Origin of the sequence: Yersinia sp. 1252 StPb PI, from assembly GCF_048593885.1 — a bacterium.
Lineage (GTDB): Bacteria > Pseudomonadota > Gammaproteobacteria > Enterobacterales > Enterobacteriaceae > Yersinia > Yersinia enterocolitica_E.
On the sequence record NZ_JAZGQE010000301.1, the window covers coordinates 1 to 2,944 of the forward strand.

Sequence of the window (2,944 nt, forward strand, 5' to 3'; positions counted from 1 at the left end):
ACAGTGTTACATTTGTTTTTCCCTTCAGGGCAGCTCTTGCAACTGCCCGTCAGGCACCCACTATTATCTTGCTCAATGCGCTCAACCTTGCCCATTGCCGTCAGTCTTTCCAGCATGGCCTCAACCAGGGGTAAAGGTGTTGCCAATTGCTGGCTTAGCTGACTCGCTGCCACACTACCACTGAGTGCGATAGCATCGCGTAATTGGAGTAGGCTCGCCATCATGCCTCCTGTTGTAACAAAAGCGGTTTGTTAATGGCAATCATTGCTTGCACTCTGACAACAGCTCGCAGGTTTACTGTTTTGCAATCTGACAGTTACCCGGCTCCGCGCGCGGCGCAATCCAAACAAGATCAACGCATTAATCACCATAACCACCGCAATAATCATTAGGCTTTGTTGCGGGTGCTGGTGAAACGTGGCGGCTTGGTAGAACAGGGTTGCCAGTGAGTAGGCCACATTTAACCCCCACAGTATTGAGAAGGTCATCCAGCCGCGGCTGGTTTCCCGAGCGATAGCCCCCATGACTGAGACGCAGGGCACATAGAGCAACACAAATATCAGGTAGCTATAGGCAGCAATACTGGAACCGAATTTACTGCTCATCATGCCCATGGAACCGGCCGCCATTTCACCATCACCTTTGCTGGCTTCAATGGGATTGGATAACATGCTAAGGCTAAAAGTATCTTTTAAGCCCTGCCAGGTGGTTTTAACCGCCCCGACCAATTCGCCCGGTAAGTTGAAGCTCTCGGCATCAAAGGGTTCATTCTTAATCTGCTCTGCGGTATAGAGGGTATTAAGTGTCCCTACCACCACTTCTTTTGCCATGGCGCCGGTCACTAACCCCACGGTTGCCTGCCAGTTATCGCCATGAACACCCATGGGTGCCAGCAGTGGCGTCAGCACTTTACTGACTGAGGCCAGCGCTGAGTCATTGATGCTATCTACCGGTTTGCCACTGAAAGAGAAGCTGTTCAGGCCGCCGATGAAGATACTGGCAATGACAATCACTTTCCCGGCGCGCAGGACAAAACCTTTTAACCGTTGCCAGGTTTGCAATAACAAACTCTTTAGATGGGGCACATGATAAACCGGCAGTTCCATCACAAAGGGTGAGGCTTCGCCACGCATAATGGTGTATTTCAGCACCAGCCCAGTGAGGATGGCGACCGCGATACCCAATAGATAAAGAGAGAAAACGATACTGGCCCCGTCCTGACCGAAGAATGCCGCCGCGAAGACGGCAAAAATCGCCAGCCGTGCGCCACAGGACATAAAGGGTGCCATCATGATGGTTATCAGGCGTTCGCGTTGCGCATCCAGTGTTCGTGCACCCATGATCGAGGGCACATTACAGCCGAAACCGACAATCAGCGGTACGAAGGATTTACCCGGTAACCCCAGCGCCTGCATCAGCCGGTCCATAACAAATGCGGCTCGGGCCATATAACCGGAGTCTTCCAAAAAGGAGAGAAACAGGTACATCATACCAATTTGTGGCACCAACGGCAGCACGGTATTAATCCCGCCCCCCACGCCTTGAGCGAGGAAGATGGTCAACCACTGTGGGAAATGCAGCGTATAACCCACCCATTGCAACCCCTGAATAAAGATAGCCGCAGAGCCGATATCAAATATGGGCTGCAACGCCCCACCGATATTGATGGCTAAGACAAACATTAAATACATGACAAACAGAAAGATCGGGACACCTAACCAGCGATTAAGGATCACTTTATCAAGCGCTTGTGTCAGGCGGTTCGGTTCCGCTTGTTGCGAGTTACCGACTACATCACAGATGCGGGCAATACTTTGATAGCGGGCATCGGCTATCACCAGCTCGGGATCTTCGTGTTGGCTTGCTCGCAGATTTTCACGCGCTAGCGCCACGATTGAGGGCGCTATGCCTGCACGTGCCAGACTATAGATATCACCTTCCAATATTTGCAGTGCCAGCCAACGGCGCTGCTGTACCGGCCAGGACTCAGGCATGGCCTCTACCAACTTATCTACTTCACTGAGTAGCACTGGTGGGTAGTTAACCAAAGCCTTAAAGGGAATCGGCTGAAGTTCATCAATACTGCTTTTTAATTCATTGATACCCTGCCCGCGAGTGGAAACCAGCGGAATAACCGGGCAACCTAACTGCTGAGATAATGCCTTGATATCAATATCGATATGTTGGCTTTTGGCAATATCCAACATATTGAGCGCCACAATACAGGGAATACCCAATTCAACCAGTTGCAGTGTCAGGTAGAGATTGCGCTCCAGATTCACCGCATCAATGACATTAATCAGCAGGTCAGCTTCACCACTTAGAATGTAGTGACAAGCAATTTGCTCATCCAGCGAGGTTTGCTCAGAAATGGTGGTCAGGGAGTAGGTTCCCGGCAGGTCAACCAATGTCACTTGATGTTGCGCGGTAGTGAAATGGCCTTCTTTGCGCTCCACCGTAACCCCGGCCCAGTTCCCCACCCGTTGGCGTGCACCGGTTAACTGATTAAAAAGGGTGGTTTTACCTGCATTGGGATTGCCGATCAGGCCGATTGTGAGTGCTTTCATGATCCAACGTGATATTAGTAAATTAAAATCAGACTACGCAGGGGGGCTTTGACACGCAGCCCGGCAGCCAAAATAGGATGTTGACCCGCAATATTAGGGTTGCAAGTCCAGCGTTAGCAGGTCTAAGTCTTTTTTCCGTAGCACCAGACTGACGCGACGGGTCTCTATCTGAATGGGGTCACCTAATGGCGCGAGGCGGACAACATTAAACGAAGAGCCGGGCAGCATACCCAGTGACAATAATTTCTGCCGGTAAGCCGGGCTGATTTCAGGCGAGAAACCAACAATTTTATAGGAACGCTGCGGGATTATCGGGGTTATTGTTGTCAGTTTCCTAAACACCACTGCTTCTGCGGTACCAGCAGCATTACAGGTTA

The 2,944-nt window shown here is 50.9% G+C and carries 3 protein-coding genes; all 3 read right to left on the bottom strand.

The window, feature by feature from the left end; all coding sequences use genetic code 11:
* Positions 1-221, bottom strand: a 221-nt coding sequence (locus tag V2A85_RS22905) for a FeoC-like transcriptional regulator (protein WP_420072461.1), incomplete at its 3' end; no start/stop codon positions are given.
* 30 nt (positions 222-251) lie between these two features.
* Positions 252-2,567, bottom strand: coding sequence for a Fe(2+) transporter permease subunit FeoB (feoB, locus tag V2A85_RS22910; protein ID WP_372560313.1), 2,316 nt, complete (start codon positions 2,565-2,567; stop codon positions 252-254).
* A gap of 93 nt (positions 2,568-2,660) precedes the next feature.
* Positions 2,661-2,879 carry a ferrous iron transporter A gene (gene feoA, locus V2A85_RS22915; protein WP_420072462.1) on the bottom strand — a complete coding sequence of 73 codons (219 nt, stop codon included), beginning with the start codon at positions 2,877-2,879 and terminating at the stop codon, positions 2,661-2,663.
* Positions 2,880-2,944 lie beyond the last annotated feature (65 nt).

What these genes read in the sequence shown, in the direction of transcription:
- feoB (WP_372560313.1), bottom strand. Translation starts at nt 2,567, where the DNA reads ATGAAAGCACTCACAATCGGCCTGATCGGCAATCCCAATGCAGGTAAA.